We start from the raw sequence: 14,989 nt of genomic DNA, 5'->3' as shown, positions 1-14,989 counted from the left end.
ACTTTTAAGAACTTGACCGACAAAGGTTGCATGCAGACAGAAGTCTTGTTTAAGGTAGGTTTTAATTGAACGATCAATCAAACAAGACATGCCCAAAATCGGAGTCAAGGAAACCCGCCGCCAGCAGTTGATCCAGGCCACCCTGGAGTCCATCGCCGAGCTCGGTCTGCAGGACACCACCATCCTCAGCATCAGCGGCAAGGCACAGCTGTCGTCGGGCATCATCAGCCACTATTTCGGCGGCAAGCAGGCCCTGATAGAGGCGGCCCTGCGCCACCTGCTGGAACAACTGCGCCAGGACCTGCTCAAGCGCCTCGGCGACGGCCGGGTCACGCCGCGGCAACGCCTGCTGGCCATAGTCGAGGCCAACTTCAGCGAGTTCCAGCGCTCCGAACTGGCCGGCCGCACCTGGCTCAGCTTCTGGGCCCGCGCGCCCCACGAGCCGGGGCTGGCGCGCCTGCAGCGGATCAACAACAAGCGTCTGTACAGCAATCTGCGCTACGCCTTCGGCCGCTGCCTGGCGCCCGCCGCCGCCAGCGACGCCGCCAGCCAAGCGGCGGCGATGATCGACGGTTTCTGGCTGCGCAGCACCCTGGGCGACACCCCGAGCGCCGACTTCGCCGCCGCCGAACGCCTGTGCAAGAGCTTCGTCCTGGCCTGCCTGCAAACCCACGCCACCGAGGAGACTGCCCCCGCATGAGCCTGCCCCTCCATCGCAACTACATCCATGGCCGCCCGCTGGCCAATGCCAGCGGCGAGACTTTCGACGTGATCAACCCGGCCACGGGCGAGGCGGTCTACCGGGTGGAAGTGGCCGACGAGTCGGTCCTCGCCGCCGCCCTGGATAGCGCCGCCGAGGGCCAGCGTCAGTGGGTCGCGCTGGGCGCCATGGAGCGCAGCCGCATTCTGCTGCGCGCCGTGGCGCTGCTGCGCGCGCGCAACGACGAGCTGGCCGCCATCGAGGTGCGCGACACCGGCAAGCCCTGGCAGGAGGCCGCGGTGGTGGACGTGCAGACCGGCGCCGACTCCATCGAGTTCTTCGCCGGACTGGCGCCGATGATCGAGGGTAACCAGCAGGACCTGGGCGGCGACTTCTACTACACCCGCCGCGAGCCGCTGGGCATCTGCGCCGGCATCGGCGCGTGGAACTACCCGCTGCAGATCGCCTGCTGGAAGTCCGCCCCGGCCCTGGCCTGCGGCAACAGCATGATCTTCAAGCCGTCCGAGGAGACGCCGCTGGGCGCGTTGAAGCTGGCGGAAATCTTCACCGAGGCCGGCGTGCCCGCCGGGGTGTTCAACGTGGTGCAGGGCGCCGGCAAGGTCGGCGCCTGGCTGGCCGAGCAGCCGCAGATCGCCAAGGTCTCCTTCACCGGGCAGATCAGCACCGGGCAGAAGGTCATGGCCGCCGCCGCCGGCTCGCTCAAGGAAGTGACCATGGAGCTTGGCGGCAAGTCGCCGCTGATCGTCTTCGACGACGCCGACCTGGACAACGCGGTGTCCGCCGCCCTGCTCGGCAACTTCTACACCCAGGGCGAGATCTGCACCAACGGCACCCGCGTGTTCGTCCACGACAGCCTGCACGACGCCTTCCTCGAGCGCCTGCTGCAGCGCGTGCAGGGCAACATCCGCATGGGCGACCCGATGGACCCGCAGACCAACTTCGGCGCGCTGATCTCCGCCGCCCACCGCGACAAGGTGCTCGGCTACATCGCCAGCGGCCTGGAGGACGGCGCGCGCCTGCTCTGCGGCGGCCAGGCCGCGCGACCGGCCTCGGCGCCCAATGGCTTCTTCGTCGAGCCCACGGTATTCGCCGACTGCCGCGACGACATGCGCATCTGCCGCGAGGAAATCTTCGGCCCGGTGATGAGCGTGCTGCGCTTCGGCAGCGAAGAGGAAGTGCTGCGCCGCGCCAACGCCACCGACACCGGCCTGGCCGCCGGCGTGTTCACCCGCGACATCCGCCGCGCCCACCGCATGGCGGCCGGCCTGCAGGCCGGCATCTGCTGGATCAACGCCTACGGCGCCTCGCCGGCGCAGATGCCGGTGGGCGGCTACAAGCTGTCCGGCATCGGCCGCGAGAACGGTCTGGCCACCCTCAACCACTACACCCAACTGAAAGCCGTCTACGTCGGCATGGAGGATCTGCAGAGCCCTTTCTAAGGGCCGGCAGTCACGCATGACTTATTCCGAATACGACTACATCATCATCGGCGCCGGCTCGGCCGGCTGCGTCCTGGCCAACCGCCTCAGCGCGGATGGCGCTCACCGCGTGCTGTTGCTGGAGACCGGCGGCAGCGACAAGAGCATCTTCATCCAGATGCCCACCGCCCTCTCCATTCCGATGAACAGCCGCAAGTACGCCTGGCAGTTCACCAGCGATCCCGAGCCCTACCTGGACATGCGCCGCATGCACTGCCCGCGCGGCAAGGTGCTGGGCGGCTCCTCGTCGATCAACGGCATGGTCTACGTGCGCGGCCATGCCGGCGACTTCGACGAGTGGCAGGCCCTCGGCGCCGAGGGCTGGGACTACGCGCACTGCCTGCCCTACTTCCGCAAGGCCGAGGCCTGGGCCTTCGGCGGCGACGACTACCGCGGCGAGCAGGGCCCGCTGGCGGTGAACAACGGCAACAACATGCAGAACCCGTTGTACCGCGCCTTCATCGACGCCGGCGTGCAGGCCGGCTACCCGGCCACCGCCGACTACAACGGCGCGCAGCAGGAAGGCTTCGGCGCCATGCACATGACCGTCAAGAACGGCCGCCGCTGGTCCACCGCCAACGCCTACCTGCGCCCGGCGATGGCCCGCGACAATCTCAAGGTGGTCACCCACGCCCTGGTCGAGCGTGTACTGCTCGACGGCAAGCGCGCCGTCGGCGTGCGTTTCCGGCAGAACGGCAAGGTGCAGGAAGTACGCGCCAACGCCGAGGTGATCCTCAGCGCCGGGCCGATCGGCTCGCCGCACCTGCTGCAGCTGTCCGGCATCGGCCGGGGAGATGTACTCAAGGCCGCCGGCATCGAGGTGCGGCACGAGCTGCCCGGGGTCGGCGAGAATCTGCAGGACCATCTGGAGTTCTACTTCCAGTACCGCTGTAAGCAGCCGATCACCCTTAACGGCAAGCTCGACCTGTGGAGCAAGTTCCTTATCGGCACGCGCTGGCTGCTGAAGAAGGACGGCCTGGGCGCGACCAATCACTTCGAGTCCTGCGCCTTTATCCGCTCCACGGCCGACAGTTCCTGGCCGGACCTGCAGTACCACTTCCTGCCGGCGGCCATGCGCTACGACGGCAAGGAGGCCTTCGACGGCCATGGCTTCCAGCTGCATGTCGGGCACAACAAGCCGAAGAGCCGCGGCTTCGTGCGCGTGCGCAGCGCCGACCCGACCGACGCGCCGCAGATCCGCTTCAACTACCTGCAGCACGAGGACGACCGCGCCGGCTTTCGCGCCTGCGTGCGCCTGACCCGCGAGATCATCGCCCAGCCGGCGATGGACGCCTATCGCGGCGCCGAGATCCAGCCCGGCGCCGGCGTGCAGAGCGACGCCGAGATAGACCGCTTCGTGCGCCAGGCGGTGGAGAGCGCCTACCACCCCTGCGGCACTTGCCGCATGGGCGAGGACGCCCTGGCGGTGGTCGACTCCGAGACCCGCGTGCGCGGTCTCGAAGGCCTACGCGTGGTGGACTCCTCGCTGTTCCCGAGCATCCCCAACGGCAATCTCAACGCGCCGACCATCATGCTCGCCGAACGCGCCGCCGACCTGATCCTCGCTCGCACGCCACTGGCGCCCAGCGCGGCGCCGGTGCTGCTGGCCGAGCACAGCGGGCAGCGGCAACGCCCGCACGCGCCACAGCGCCGCTTCGCCTGATCCACCCGACGAGCCTCGCACGAGGCGCGCCCAATAACCATAAGCACAGGAGGAGCATCCCCATGCTACTGATCAAAGAACCCGTTACAGCGACCAGGAGCCGCCCATGACTCTCTGGTTATCGATAGGACTGTTGTTCACCTTCGCCGCGATCGTGGCGATCCTGGCGAAATGGGGTAATCTGCGCTGCATCGGCGTGACCCCGGTGCGCACCTTCACCTTCATCGCCATCCTCTTCACCTCGGGCCTGGACGTCGGCCTGATCATGTTCCCCCTCACCGAGTTCGCCGGCTACGCCGACCCGGCCAGCCCCGAATACGCCTTCGCCAACCCGCTGGCGATCGAGTTCGGCTTCTGGGGCTTCCTCATCTGGGGCTTCTACTTCCTCACCTGCTTCTACTTCTGCGTGATCGAGCCGCGCGTGCGCTTCTTCGAGCTGCCGCTGGTCAAGCTGCTGAACAACCTGGTGATCATCGGCACCTGCGCCTTCACCGCCTTCCTGCTGCTGAAGAACCTGCCCTGGTACCTGCCGCAGCTGGGCGACGGCGAGCAGCTGCAGCCGAGCTTCTACCTGATCGTGCTGCTGTCGATCGCCATCGCCGTGTACTCCAGCACCCAGCTGCGCTACGTGCGCCTGCTCAGCATCGGCACCAGCTGGCTGTTCATCGGCCTGATCGCCTACATGTGGGGCGCCGCCTTCCTCGGCGAGCAGGGCAGCGTCGGCGACTTCTTCGCCACCGCCGGGCTGATCGGCGACTACTTCGCCCACCTGGACAGCTTCCTGCTGCCGATCAACGACTACCACGCCTTCTACCTGTACTGGTGGTTCTCCTGGAGCATCATGATCGGCCAGTTCACCGCGCGCTTCGCCGGCGGCCTGCGCACCTGGCAGCTGCTCGGCGCCATGCTGGTGTTCCCCTCGCTGGCCATCGGCGTGTGGTTCAGCGTGCTGTACTACTACCACCAGCAGGCGCTGAACATCGGTGGCTTCCTCAACCTGGCCATGGTGGTGGTCGGCGTGAGCATGGTGGTCAACTCGCTGGACTCGCTGATCCGCCTGTACACCGACAACCTCGGCCTCAGCGCCGCCCGCCATGGGCGCACGGCTTACATCCTCGGCAATCTGCTGGCGCTGAGCGCGCTGACCCTGCTGTTCAAGCTGGAGTTCCTGCAGATCGAGTGGGTAGGTGCCCTGGTGATCGCCCTGTACTTCGGCTGCTTCGCCTACATCCTGCGCTACAAGCGCCGCGAAGTGATGGCCATCGAGGGCTCGCCGAAGGAGAACCGCATCGACTACGGCAAGCTGGAACTGGCCGGCTGAGCGCCGCGCAGCAGCGCGCGTACCTTGGCGGCCGAGAGTTTCTGCAGGCCGCACAGGTAGGCGTGGTCCGCCTCGATGGCGTGCCGCTCGCGCAACAGGCGCTGCAGATGCAGGCACAGGTTGGCCGCCATCTCGGCATCGGCCAGCGCGCGGTGGGCCCGGCCGGTACTGGGCAGGCCCACCCAGCTGTTGAGGCTGCCCAGCTTGTGGCTGGGCGCCTCCGGCAGCAGGCGCCTTGAGAGCAGCAGCGAGCAGGCGAAGTCGCGTTGGCGCCGACGCCCGAGTTGCGCCAGCTCGGCATCCCAGAATTTGCTGTCGAACGCCGCGTTGTGCGCCAGCAGGGGCGCCGCGCCGATGAACTCGACCGCCTCGGCCATCACCTCGGCCACCGGCGGCGCGCCGCGCAGCATGGCGTTGCTGATGCCGGTGAGCTGCTCGATGAACGGCGGCACCCAGGCGCCGGCATTCATCAGGCTCTGGTAGCGGCCGACGATCTCGCCGTCGGCGATCAGCGCCACGCCTATCTCGGTCGGCCGCGCGCCCTGGGCCGGCGACATGCCGGTGGTCTCGAAGTCGATCACGGCGATGGGTTCGGACATTCTCTACCTCAGTGTTTCAACAGCAGCGCGCCCTCGACCGGCACGAAGCGGTCGGCGGCGCGAATCAGGGATTGGGCGGTGAGCCCGGCCACGCCGTAGACGCAGCTGCTCACCCCATGGCGGGCGCGGATGCGCTCGAGCAGCAGGTCGAAGTCGCCGTCGCCGGAGGCCAGCACCACCTGGTCGACGCGCTCGGCGGCCTCCATCACATCCAGGGTGATGCCCACATCCCAGTCGCCCTTGGCCGAGCCGTCGCTGCGCTGGATATAGGGCTTGAGCAGCACCTGGAAACCGAGCTTGCGCAGGATCTGCTGGAACTGCTGCTGCCTGGCGTCGCCACGCTCGATGGCATAGGCGCGCGCCTCGACAATCTCACCCAGCGCCGCCACCTGGCGCCACAGCTCGGCATAGTGGAAGTGGCAGCCATGGGCCTGGCGCACGGTGTAGTAGAGGTTCTGCACATCGGCGAACAGGGCGATCTTGCTCACGGGCGGGCCTGGGGAAAAGGGAGCGGCATTATGCGCCATTCGCCCGCATGTTCGCCGGCTCCACCCATCGGCTAAAGTGATCTCATGAAGTACTACCGCGATGCCCGCCGATGAATCCGCTCAGCGTTCTGCGAGACTCCTTCTACTTCTTCAGCCGCCACCTGGCCAGCATCGCGCCGCTGTGCCTGCCGCTGATCGCCGCCGAATGCCTGGTGCGCGCGGTGGTCGCCAGCCTGGTCGATCCGGCCCACTCGCCGGCCTACGAGCTGCTGGTCGGCCTGTTCTTCTACCCGCTGTACAGCGCCGCGCTGATCCTCTTCCTCGATGCCCGCAGCCAGGGCCTGCGCCCGGCGCCACGCAACCTGCTGGCCGCCAGCCTGCAGCTGTGGCCATCCTTCGCCGTGCTGGCCGGGCTGAGCACGCTGCTGATCATGCTCAGCGGCGCCCTGTTCCTGCCCCTGGCGCTCCTGGCGATGGTCAAGCTGGCCTTCTCCGAGTACCTGCTGGTGCTGCGCGGCCTACCTCCGCTGCAGGCGATGCGCGAGAGCTTTCTGCTCAGCATCGGCCACTTCTGGTCGCTGCTGGCCTGCGTGCTGCTGGTCATAGTGCCGCTGTGGCTGCTGGACGACTGGACCCTGCAGCTGCTCGACGAGCAGCCCGACCCCTTCGGCAGCCTGGTGCTGGACATAGTCAACGGTTTCCTCCAGCTGTTTTCCACGGTGGTGCTGTTCCGCTGCTTCATGCTGTGCAGCCAGCGGCCGACCGAGGACAGCCACAGCAGCTGACGCAACGGCCAGGAATTCGCCGAGCCTCTGCTAGTCTTGCGGCTTCTACCTCAAGGAAGAACGCCCCATGTCCGAGCAGAACCCCAGCATCCTCTCCCACGTCTCCATCGGCAGCAACCGCTTCGATCAGGCCGTGGCCTTCTACGACCAGGTTCTGGCCGCCCTGGGCTGCAAGCGCATCCTCGAACACCCCGGCGCCGTGGCCTGGGGCCGCGAATATCCGGAGTTCTGGGTACAGACACCGATCGACGGGCGGCCGGCCAATGTCGGCAACGGCAGCCACTTCGGCTTCGTCGCCAATAGCAAGGAGCAGGTGCATGCCTTCTTCGAGGCCGCAGTGGTCGCTGGCGCCACCCCGGACGGCCCGCCCGGCCCGCGCCCGCACTATGGCGAGCCCTACTATGGCTGCTTCGTCCGCGACCTCGACGGGCACAAGATCGAGGCGGCCTTCTGGGACATGGAGATGGTCTACGAGCTGTATGTCGACCCCAACGAAGCAGACGGCGGCCACTGAGCGCCTGGTTCCAGGAACAGCGAGCCCGGCGCTCCTCCCTCACCCCTGCCCCTCTCCCGAAGGGAGAGGGGCTGCCGCGCGAGCGCCGAGCGGCCTGGGGATAACCGTCTCAGCGATACCGCTGAGCGGCCCGTTCCAGCCAGCCGTCCCGCAGCAGGTGGTGTAGGGCTTCGAGCAGCAGCTCGCGCTCCTCGACGAGCCCGCGGGTCCGCGACAGGCCGATGTACAGCTCGGTGCGCACCGGCGGGCGGTAGGCCAGCTTGACCAGGCGCCGTGCCAGGGCCGGCTCGCGCAGCTGGAAGTCCACCTGGCAGTCCGTGCCTATCATCAGCTCGACGCGCCCGCGCAGCTGCATCTGCAACAGCTGCTCCTCGTTCTTCACCCCCACCTTGAGCAGGCTGGCGTCCGAGTCGAAGGGTTCGAAATAGGCCGACTCCAGCACATAGCCGATGCGCAGGCCGAGCAGCTGCCGGTAGTCGGCGATCCGCGCGGCACGCTCCGGCGGGCCGTACAGGCGCGGGGCACAGGCATAGTAGGCGGGCTCCAGATAGTCGATGTAGCGCTCGCGCTCGGCCGTGCGGGCCAGCCCGGTCATCAGGTCGGCCTGGCCCCGGCGCATGGCCTCCAGCGCCCTCGCCCAGGGCTGCAGGTGCACCTCGAAGCGCAGGCCGGTGCGACGCTGCAGCTCGTCCAGCAGCTCGATATCCAGGCCCTCCAGCTGACCCGACACCCCCTGCATGCGAAACGGCGGCCAGTAGTCGGTCACCACCCGCAGCGGTTGCAGCGGCTGCTGGGCCGGCTCTGCCAGCGCCGAACCGCAGCACAGCAGCAGGAGCAGGAACCGGCGCATGGCTCAACGCGCCGCCGAGCCCGGCTTCAGGCCCGACAGGCGCGGCAGCAGCACCCGCTCGAACAGGCGCGGGAAGAAGCGCGCCAGCAGGCGGGCGCGCCAGTTGACGTTGGACAGCACCAGCAGGCGCCGGCGGCGCAGCGCGCCGCGATAGATTGCCTCGGCCACGTCCTGGGCCGAGGCCACCTTGCCGATGGCCAGGGGTGGCTGCTGGGTCACCGAGCCATCGCCGACCAGGGCGTTCTTGCGCAGGTCGGTGGCGGTGAAGCCGGGGCACACCAGCATGACGTTGACTCCGGAACCCTTGAGCTCGGCGCGCAGGGTCTCGAACAGGCCGTGCAACGCGTGCTTGCTGGCGTTGTAGGCGCTGCGATAGAGCAGCGGGGCGAAGCCGGACAGCGAGCTGAGCACGACAATCTGGCCGCGCCGGGCGATCAGGCTGGGCAGTGCCGCCTTGGTGCAGTGCACGGCGCCGAAGTAGTTGACCGCCATGATGCGCTGAAACACCGCCAGCTCGGTCTCGGCGAAGGTGCTGCGGTGAGTGATGCCGGCATTGTTGACCAGCAGGTCGATGCCGCCGAAACGCTCCACCGCCAGACTCAACGTCTGCTGCACGGCCGCCGCATCGGCCACGTCGCAGACCAGGCCGAGCGCCTCGCAGCCCAGGTGATCGCGCAGGTGCTGGACCAGGCTGTCCAGTGTCTCCTGCTGCAGATCGAGAATCACCAGCCGCGCTCCGGCCTGGGCGAAGCGCATGACCAGGGCGCGACCGATGCCGGCGCAACCGCCGGTGACCGCCACCACCTTGCGTTCGAAGACCTTGTTGGCGAACACCTTGCGGTACATGGGCCTTCCTCCGTTGCGATACCCGCTCGCAGACTGCTCGTACAGGACCCGTTTGGCAATGCTCCGCCCGGGCGGCCCCCAGTGCTGAGCATAGCCCACGGCGTGCGCGCGCCGTCGCAACACGACCGACCGGTCGCCCTTGTACGCTGGACAAAGCCCCCACGCCTGGCCATGCTCGAAAAACAGCACACAACAAGACGGCTCAAGCCGCGCGGTAGCCGATGCGCAAGACCCTCCTCCCTGCCCTGCTGGCGTGGCTGTGCTGCGCCGGCGCCCTGGCGCAACAGGCGCCCATGCCGAGCATCAGCGTCGGTTACTACGAGTTCCCGCCCTATTCCTGGACCGACGAGCACGGCCTGCCACGCGGTTCCATCCTCGCCCTCACCGAGCGCCTGCTGCGCCATGCCGGCTATCGCGGCCAGTATCGCTCGCTGCCCAATGCCCGCCTGTATGCCGAGCTGCGCGAGGGCAACGTGCAGCTATGGCCGGGCGCCGGCGGCAAGGCCGAGCTGGTCGGCCACACCTACGAGGCACGCAACGCCATCGGCGAGTTTCGCCTGGGGCTGTACGCCCGCCCCGGCCTGCCGGCGCCACGCATACCGGACGATCTGCGCGGCAAGGGCCTGATCCTGATCAGCGGCTACAGCTACTGGCCGGCGGTCAACCGGATGCTCGCCGAGCCCGGCCTGGATCTGACCCTGCACCGTACCAACCACCACCTGTCGGCCCTGGAAATGCTGCTGCGCCAGCGCGGCGACTACCTGCTCGACTACCAGGGCCCGGTGGAGCAGGCGCGCCAGAGCCTGGGCCTGGAACCGCTGGCCTACACCGAGTTGCAGAACCTGCAGCTGCGCCTGGTGGCCTCGCGCCAGGCGCCCGGCAGCCGCGAACTGCTGGAGGAGCTGGACCGCGCCTACGAGGAACTGCAGGCGGCCGGCGAGCATCTGCGCCTGGACTGAGCCCGGCACCCGAACTACGGGGCCGCGGCCCCGCGCTGAGCCAGGACCGAATGCGACTCACCCGCGTCGGCCCCGGCCGTGTTGCCCAGCAGGCTGGCGGTGGCCACCTGGAGAAAGGCCTGCAAGCGTGGCAACAGCGCCTGCTGCAAGCCCTCGTCATGCAGCCGCTCGACACCCGCGTCGGCGTGCAGGCGGTAGCGATAGAGCACGGGCCCGGCGCCGCGTGGCTGCACCAGCAATCGCTGGCCAGCGACCAGGGCCACGGTCTGATCGCTGCCCGAGGGCTTGATCACGCCGAACCCCGCATCGTCGCGATCCAGGGCCAGCAGATCGCGCCCCCAGCACTGGTGCCGCACCGCGCCGCCGAGGCGGCCCATGATGGTCGGCACTATGTCCAGCTGGGTTCCGGCGATGTCGTTGCGCGGGCCGAAACGCTCCTGCACGCCCGGGCCGATCAGCAGCAGCGGCACATGGAAACGGTACAGATCGATATCACTGAGCTGCTCGGGGCTGCCGAAACCGTGGTCGCCCACTATGACGAACAGGGTGTCCTTGAAGTACGGCGCCTGGCGGGCCTTGGCGAAGAAGCGTCCCAGCGCCCAGTCGGAGTAGCGCATGGCGGTCAGGTGCTCGTCGAGCGAGCCGAAGCCCGTCACCGGGGCCACCGGCAGGGGGCTCGGCAAGGCATAGGGCGTGTGGTTGGAGAGGGTCTGCAACAGCGCATAGAACGGCCGCTCGCCATCCATCTTGCGCAGTTCCTGATCGGCGCGCTCGAACATGTCCTGGTCCGAGACCCCCCAGGTCGGGTCGGAGAACACCGGATCGACGTAGTCGTCGCGGCCGACGAAGTTGCTCATGCCCTGGTTGCCGAAGAAGCCCTTCTGGTTGTCCCAGCCGAAGTCGCCGTTGTACACGTAGAGATTGTCGAAGCCGCGCTCGCCGAGCAGCTGCGGCAGCCCGGAGAAGCGATGGCTGCCCTCGGGCATCTGCATCAGGTACTCGAACCCCGGCAGATTGGGGAAGCAGGCCATGCTGGCGAACATGCCCTGGTGGGTGTGCGTGCCGTTGGAGAAGTAGCGGGTGAACAGCAGGCCGTCGCGGCTCAGGCGGTCGAAGTTGGGCGTGATATCGCCCTTGCCACCCAGGGCGCCGACATAGTGCCCGGCGAAACTCTCCATCAGGATCACCACCACATTGCGCACCGGCAACCGCAGGGCCGGCGGCGGCGTCATCACGCGGCGCACGGCCGCCTGCCCGGCATCGACCAGTTGCTCGTTCCGCCCCAGCAGCATGTCGCGCACCAGTCGCTCGGCCTGCTCCGGGGGCATGCTGGCCTTCCACTGGTTGTCGCGCTGCGCGGACCAACGCGCCCTGGCCGCGTCGATCAGGCTCAGGCTGCCGTTCAGGCCCAGTTGGTTGGCGAATACCGAATCGGTGGTGCTGGCGTCGCCCCAGCGCAGCGGCGGCCCCTGGCGCAGGGTGCCGCGAATGGCCAGCACGGCCAGCACCAGACACAGCGCGAAGACCGCCGCGCGCACATGCCAGCGCTCGCCCAGCGGCGCCGGCTGACGTGGTGGCGCGACGGCCGCCAGCCGGTGCAGCGCGCGCAGCGCCCACAGCAGCAGCCAGCTGGCCAGGGCCCAGGCCAGCAGATAGCGCAGCACCGGGAAACCATGCCAGAGCATGCTCAGCACCGTGCCCGGGTCCTCGCCCAGGTACTGGAAAACCAGGGCATTGAGACGCTGGTGAAACTCGCGGTAGAAATCCAGCTCGAGCACGCCGAGAAACAGGCCGGCACTGGCGAACAGGCCGAGCCAGGCCAGCTGCCAGCCGCGCGCCGCCATCAGCCGTCGGCTGGCCAGGGCCAGGAGCAGCGGCGTCAGGCCGAACGCCGTCAGGCGCAGGTCGAAGCGCACGCCGTTGCCGAACGCCTCCACGAAGGCGCCGATGGCGGTATCGCCGATCAGCTCGTGGTTGTACAGCAGCAGGGCGAGACGCAGCAGGCTGTGCAGGGCCAGCAGAAGCAGGCCGGCGAGCCCGGTGAACAGCAGGTGTTGGCGCAGCAGGTTGTGGCGACTGGAGGCGTGCATCGGTCAGTTCCCCGTCTTGCGCCGCTGCAGGCGCAGCACGCGGTTGCGTCCCTGCTCGGCGAGCAGATATTGGCCGGCGGCGCTCTGCAGGATGCTCTGCGCCGAGCGCAGATGGCTAAGCACGGTCTGCAGCCGGCCGTCCTCGCTCAGCAGGAGCAGGCGGGCCATATGGGTGGCGTCTTCGGTAATCCACAGGCCGTCGGCGCTGCACAGCAGGAAGCCAGGCTGATTGAGGCCGTCCAGCACGAGACGATCCTGCCCCTCGCTCAGCAGCTGGAAGACCTGGCCCTTGGTCTTTTCGCTGTAGAACAGGCGACCATCGGGGCAGGCGGTGATCGCCTCGGCTTCGTCGAGGTCGCTACGCAGCACCAGCGTCGTATCGCTTTGCGGGTCGTAACGCAGCAGACGCCCGTCGCCATGGCGGTCCTCTATCGCATAAAGGTAACGGCCATCGTTGGCCAGCCCCTCGATATTTCGCCCGCTGAACAGGGAGCGCGTGCCATCCGGGGTGTACCAGAGAACGGGCTCTTCATCCTGCTCCTGGCTGAACAGCACACCGCCGCGAAAGGACGTCATGCCATCCGGTTTGGATAGGCCGAGCTCGACCTCGCTCAGGCTGCCATCCGCCGAGCGCTTCAGAATGCGGCCCTGGCCATTCTGCAACTCCTGGCTGAGCAGCAGCTCGCCCTGGCCATCGAAGGCCAGTGCGCTGACCTTCTCCACATCGTCCTGGTACGGCTCGTAGCGCCAACCCGCCGCAGCCTGCGGTGGCGCGAGGTGGCGCCAGGCCGCCAGCGCCAGCACGGCCAGCGCAATGCTGCAGACGCTGCCGAGCAGCGCCCGCCAATGTCGGGCGTTCAGACTGCGGGTGAAGAAATGGACCTGAGGGTAGGTCTGCGTTAGCGACATCGAGTTTTTCCCAAGATTGACGGCATGCCGGGGCAGCCCCGACACGCCTGTGAAGTCCAAAGGGCTCAGTGCCCACGTACGGCAGTCAGCGCCTGGGTACTGCCGCTCCGGCAATTACGGAAGAGGTCGTTCTCGGGCCGATATACCCCGGTCTGCACGTCCATCAGCCCGAGGACCGAGTGGTACAGGTTGTCCTGCGAGACCAGTTCGTCGGCCCGCTGACGCAGGCACTGGGTGTCGACACCCGCGCTTTGCTGCAGGCCGGTGGAGAACCACATGAGCATGGGTATGTGAATCTGCTCGCTGGGCGCCAGGGCATAGGGCATGCCATGCAGATAGACGCCGTTCTCGCCGAGCGACTCGCCGTGGTCGGACAGATACAGCATGGCGCTGTCCAGACGCCCGGCGTTGTGCCGCAGCAGGTCGATGGCCGCCGCCAGCACATGGTCGGTGTACACCAGGCTGTTGTCGTAGGCATTGAGGATGCTGCTGCGGCTGCAGCGATCCAGCTGACCGTGGTTGCAGGTCGGTTTGAAGGTCGCGAAGGCCGGCGGGTAGCGCTTGTAGTAGGCGGGGCCGTGGCTGCCCTTCATGTGCAGGACAATCACGGCATCGCGCTCGAGTCTGTCCAGGTAGTCCTGCAAGCCGTGCAACAGAATCTCGTCGAAACACTCATTGTCGGCGCAGGCGCCATCCACCTCCAGGTGCGAGACATCGTCATAGGCGACCCGGTCGCAGACATCCTTGCAGCCCGAGTTGTTGTCCCGCCAGAGCACCTGCACGCCCGCGCGCTGCAACACGTCGAGCAGGTTCTCGCGCCCCTTGGCCATGTCTTCCCTGTAGCCGTCGCGGCCCAGGCCCTGGAACATGCAGGGCACGGACACCGCCGTGGCCGTGCCGCAGGAGGTGGCCTGGGTGAAGTTGATGACATCGCGCCTGGCCAGCTCGGGGTTGGTCGGGCGGGCATAGCCGTTGAGCGAGAAGTTGGCGGCGCGCGCGGTCTCGCCGACCACCAGCAGGGTCACCCGCGGCCGGCCGGAGGCGACGCGCCGCATGCGCCTGGCATCGCTGCCCACGACTTCGAGCCGATGCGGGGCCGCCAGCTCACGCTTGAGATAGCCATGCACGGCCGCCACCACATTGGACGGCACCAGCAGCAGGCGCACCTCGCGATGATTGCGCAGCAAAGAGGCATAGGGCTTGTACAGGCCCATGAGGATGCCCCCCATGCACAACAGCAGCAACGCCATGCCGCCGAGCTTGGCCAGCGTCTCGCGGCGCCAGCCGCGCTGCAGCAGCCGCACCCGCGAGAGCAACAACACGGGAATCAGGCCAAGGCCGAACATCCACAGCAGCAGCCGCCAGGTGAGCAGATCCAGCGCTTCGGCGCTGTCCGTCTGCATCACATTGGTCAGCATCGCGTGGTCGATGACGATGCCAAAGCTGTTGATGAAATAACTGGCCGCCGCCGACACCAGCAGCACCAGGCCCAGAACGGCCTTGGTCAGACGCCCCCAGGCCAGCAGACTGAGCAGCAGATACAGCCAGATGAAGACGAAGACCGGCAGACTGGCCAGGAAGAAGATGCTGGACTGGTTCAGATGCCCCAGACCATCCACCACGGCACGCCAGAAGGGCAGATTCATGCTCAGCATCAGCCACAGCGCGACCAACATGGTCAGTGCGCTGCGACTGAGGGGAAGGGTCCAGCGCTTGGCTTGGAGGCCAGGCGTGGCCTGCGGGGACGTATTCACAACGGGGCTCGG

14 protein-coding genes are annotated in these 14,989 nt (G+C 67.7%); 7 read left to right on the top strand and 7 right to left on the bottom strand.

Going from position 1 to position 14,989, the window contains the following annotated elements; genetic code table 11:
- Window positions 1–88: 88 nt before the first annotated feature.
- The 4 genes from betI (at window position 89) to AAFN46_RS01260 (ending at window position 5,183) form a co-directional block, all read left to right on the top strand.
- Window positions 89–700, top strand: a complete 612-nt coding sequence (betI, locus tag AAFN46_RS01275) for a transcriptional regulator BetI (protein WP_347806872.1) — start codon at window positions 89–91, stop codon at window positions 698–700.
- Complete coding sequence (gene betB / locus AAFN46_RS01270) at window positions 697–2,160, top strand: betaine-aldehyde dehydrogenase (RefSeq protein WP_347806871.1); 1,464 nt, start codon at window positions 697–699, stop codon at window positions 2,158–2,160. The genes betI and betB overlap by 4 nt, the downstream gene beginning before the upstream one ends.
- Window positions 2,161–2,176: 16 nt before the next feature.
- Window positions 2,177–3,862, top strand: coding sequence for a choline dehydrogenase (gene betA, locus AAFN46_RS01265; protein WP_347806870.1), 1,686 nt, complete (start codon window positions 2,177–2,179; stop codon window positions 3,860–3,862).
- Window positions 3,863–3,968: 106 nt separating this feature from the next.
- Entirely contained in the window at window positions 3,969–5,183 is a 1,215-nt protein-coding gene (locus AAFN46_RS01260; RefSeq protein ID WP_347806869.1) for a BCCT family transporter, read from the top strand.
- Here AAFN46_RS01260 and AAFN46_RS01255 read toward each other — a convergent pair.
- Window positions 5,156–5,782 carry a 3'-5' exonuclease gene (locus AAFN46_RS01255; RefSeq protein WP_347806868.1) on the bottom strand — a complete coding sequence of 209 codons (627 nt, stop codon included), beginning with the start codon at window positions 5,780–5,782 and terminating at the stop codon, window positions 5,156–5,158. The two genes, AAFN46_RS01260 and AAFN46_RS01255, sit on opposite strands and share 28 nt — an antisense overlap.
- A gap of 8 nt (window positions 5,783–5,790) precedes the next feature.
- Entirely contained in the window at window positions 5,791–6,270 is a 480-nt protein-coding gene (locus AAFN46_RS01250; protein WP_347806867.1) for an NYN domain-containing protein, read from the bottom strand.
- Window positions 6,271–6,380: 110 nt separating this feature from the next.
- On the opposite strand from AAFN46_RS01250, the gene AAFN46_RS01245 reads away from it, so the two are divergent.
- Window positions 6,381–7,055, top strand: coding sequence for a hypothetical protein (locus AAFN46_RS01245; RefSeq protein ID WP_347806866.1), 675 nt, complete (start codon window positions 6,381–6,383; stop codon window positions 7,053–7,055).
- A 67-nt stretch (window positions 7,056–7,122) separates the two neighbouring features.
- Window positions 7,123–7,569: a VOC family protein gene (locus tag AAFN46_RS01240; protein WP_347806865.1), complete on the top strand. Its 447-nt coding sequence runs from the start codon at window positions 7,123–7,125 to the stop codon at window positions 7,567–7,569.
- Between the two features lie 109 nt (window positions 7,570–7,678).
- On the opposite strand, the gene AAFN46_RS01235 is transcribed toward AAFN46_RS01240, so the two are convergent.
- Entirely contained in the window at window positions 7,679–8,419 is a 741-nt protein-coding gene (locus AAFN46_RS01235; RefSeq protein ID WP_347806864.1) for a transporter substrate-binding domain-containing protein, read from the bottom strand.
- Between the two features lie 3 nt (window positions 8,420–8,422).
- Window positions 8,423–9,265 carry an SDR family oxidoreductase gene (locus tag AAFN46_RS01230; protein WP_347806863.1) on the bottom strand — a complete coding sequence of 281 codons (843 nt, stop codon included), beginning with the start codon at window positions 9,263–9,265 and terminating at the stop codon, window positions 8,423–8,425.
- Between the two features lie 221 nt (window positions 9,266–9,486).
- On the opposite strand from AAFN46_RS01230, the gene AAFN46_RS01225 reads away from it, so the two are divergent.
- Window positions 9,487–10,224 (top strand): bifunctional lytic transglycosylase/amino acid ABC transporter substrate-binding protein, encoded by a 738-nt coding sequence (locus AAFN46_RS01225; RefSeq protein WP_347806862.1) that lies wholly within the window; start codon window positions 9,487–9,489, stop codon window positions 10,222–10,224.
- A 14-nt stretch (window positions 10,225–10,238) separates the two neighbouring features.
- Here the strand turns inward: AAFN46_RS01225 and AAFN46_RS01220 are convergent, their stop codons facing one another.
- The 3 genes from AAFN46_RS01220 to AAFN46_RS01210 form a co-directional block, all read right to left on the bottom strand.
- Complete coding sequence (locus tag AAFN46_RS01220) at window positions 10,239–12,314, bottom strand: LTA synthase family protein (protein WP_347806861.1); 2,076 nt, start codon at window positions 12,312–12,314, stop codon at window positions 10,239–10,241.
- 3 nt (window positions 12,315–12,317) lie between these two features.
- Complete coding sequence (locus tag AAFN46_RS01215; RefSeq protein WP_347806860.1) at window positions 12,318–13,223, bottom strand: hypothetical protein; 906 nt, start codon at window positions 13,221–13,223, stop codon at window positions 12,318–12,320.
- A 65-nt stretch (window positions 13,224–13,288) separates the two neighbouring features.
- The gene (locus tag AAFN46_RS01210) at window positions 13,289–14,977 is read right to left on the bottom strand and encodes a phosphoethanolamine--lipid A transferase (RefSeq protein ID WP_347806859.1); all 1,689 of its coding nucleotides are present in this window, start codon (window positions 14,975–14,977) and stop codon (window positions 13,289–13,291) included.
- Window positions 14,978–14,989 lie beyond the last annotated feature (12 nt).

This window comes from Pseudomonas sp. CAU 1711, assembly GCF_039888625.1.
Classification (GTDB): Bacteria; Pseudomonadota; Gammaproteobacteria; order Pseudomonadales; family Pseudomonadaceae; genus Aquipseudomonas.
Note: the sequence above shows the minus strand (reverse complement) of the source record. Positions and strands in the feature narration are given on the sequence as shown.